The sequence below is a fragment of the Nocardia sp. NPDC060220 genome (genome assembly GCF_042727815.1).
In the GTDB taxonomy this organism is placed as follows: Bacteria; Actinomycetota; Actinomycetes; order Mycobacteriales; family Mycobacteriaceae; genus Nocardia.
The window spans coordinates 1-1,425 of sequence record NZ_JBHWZY010001262.1 but is presented as its reverse complement, the minus strand read 5'-3'; the positions used below and the strand labels follow the sequence as shown (position 1 = coordinate 1,425).

The following is a 1,425-nucleotide window of genomic DNA, read 5'->3' as shown; positions in this document are numbered from 1 at the left end:
GGCTTACGCGGGGTCTGCCCCGCCGTTGAGCGCGTCGTCGAGGGCATCCAGCCGGGCTCGCCGAAAGGCACGCGCGACCGGCGTGCGCCGCTCGACCAGGTCGAAGCCGTGGTAGGCGCCGGCCACCACCCGCAGGGTGCACCGAATGCCGGCCTGCCGGAGGCGTTCGGCATAGGCGAGGTCTTCGGCGTAGAAGAGATCGTTGGTCCCCACGCCGATCCAGGCCGGCGCGAGCCCGGTCATGTCGTCGCAGCGGGCCGGAACCGCCAGGGGCGATACGGTGTCGCCGCTGGCACTGCCGAGGTAGGAACGCCAGCCGAGCCGGTTGCTCCGTTCGTTCCACAGACGTAACCGGCCGGGAGTGGGGTAGGTGCGGGCGGTAGTCCGGTCGTCGAGCATCGGATAGGACAGCACCTGGAGAACGGGGCTCACCTCGGCACTCCACGTGCAGAGGTGGGCCAACGCGGCGGCCAACCCGCCGCCCGCGCTCTCGCCGACGAGCGCGATCCGGCGAGCGTCCACATCGGATCGAGCCGCGAGCCAGCGCAGCGCCGCGTAGCAGTCCTCGAGCGGGACGGGGAACGGGTGTTCCGGCGCCAGCCGGTACTCGACCGATGCCGCGACCGCACCGAGTTCGCCGGCGACCCGCCGGCAGAATCCGTCGCCCATCGCCGCATTGCCGATGAGGTACCCGCCGCCGTGCACGAACAACACCGCCGGTGCTTTCGGTCGCGCGCCGTCGGGCCGGAACAGCCGGACCGTGACATTCGCGTCGACCCGCTCGAGCACGCCTTCGGACGGTGGTCGGCTGCCGCTACGAGCCGTCAGTTTCCGGATGAGACCCACCGACCGTGATCCGACGACCGTGCGTGGCAGGTATCGGGCAAAGCGTAGGTCGGGATGAAAGTCGGTAGGTTCGTCCACGGACGCTCAGGCCACCATCTCGTCGGAGTCGAACGGCGCGAAGAACGCACCCATACCGCCCACTGCCAAGGCGTGGCCGAGGGCATCGAAATCATAGGTCGCGGCAATGTTTCCGGAGGCACCCAGTATCCGGGCGAGGATCTCGTGGGACGTGTCGGGCAGCAGGGCGGCGCGAGCTCGATCCAATCCGGGCAGTGCGCAGCGCTGCTGGACGTGGGCGATCATCAGGTGCAGACACAGCTGCTGGGCTGGTGTTTCCGGCCGCGGGCTCGTGCCGTCGGCGAGCCTGGTGGTGAGCGAGTCCAACGTCTGCGCGAGGTAGAAGCCGAACACCGGTCGCGAGCTGTGCAGGATATCGGCGCGGACTCGGTCGGCCAGGCCGGCGCCCGCGGCACCGAGGGCGGCGGTGATCGCGGGTGTGAGGGCTGGATCCTTCGGCTGTCTCACCGGCTCTGCCCCTCCATCGCCCGCTTCGCGTGATCCAGGATGCATTCCAGCCCC

General features: G+C 69.9%; 2 protein-coding genes. Both read right to left on the bottom strand.

The window, feature by feature from the left end; genetic code table 11:
- Nucleotides 1–3: 3 nt before the first annotated feature.
- Nucleotides 4–789 (bottom strand): alpha/beta hydrolase, encoded by a 786-nt coding sequence (locus ACFWF3_RS35880; protein ID WP_379318609.1) that lies wholly within the window; start codon nt 787–789, stop codon nt 4–6.
- Nucleotides 790–930: 141 nt separating this feature from the next.
- Nucleotides 931–1,371 (bottom strand): hypothetical protein, encoded by a 441-nt coding sequence (locus ACFWF3_RS35875; protein ID WP_378992985.1) that lies wholly within the window; start codon nt 1,369–1,371, stop codon nt 931–933.
- Between the last annotated feature and the right edge of the window lie 54 nt (nt 1,372–1,425).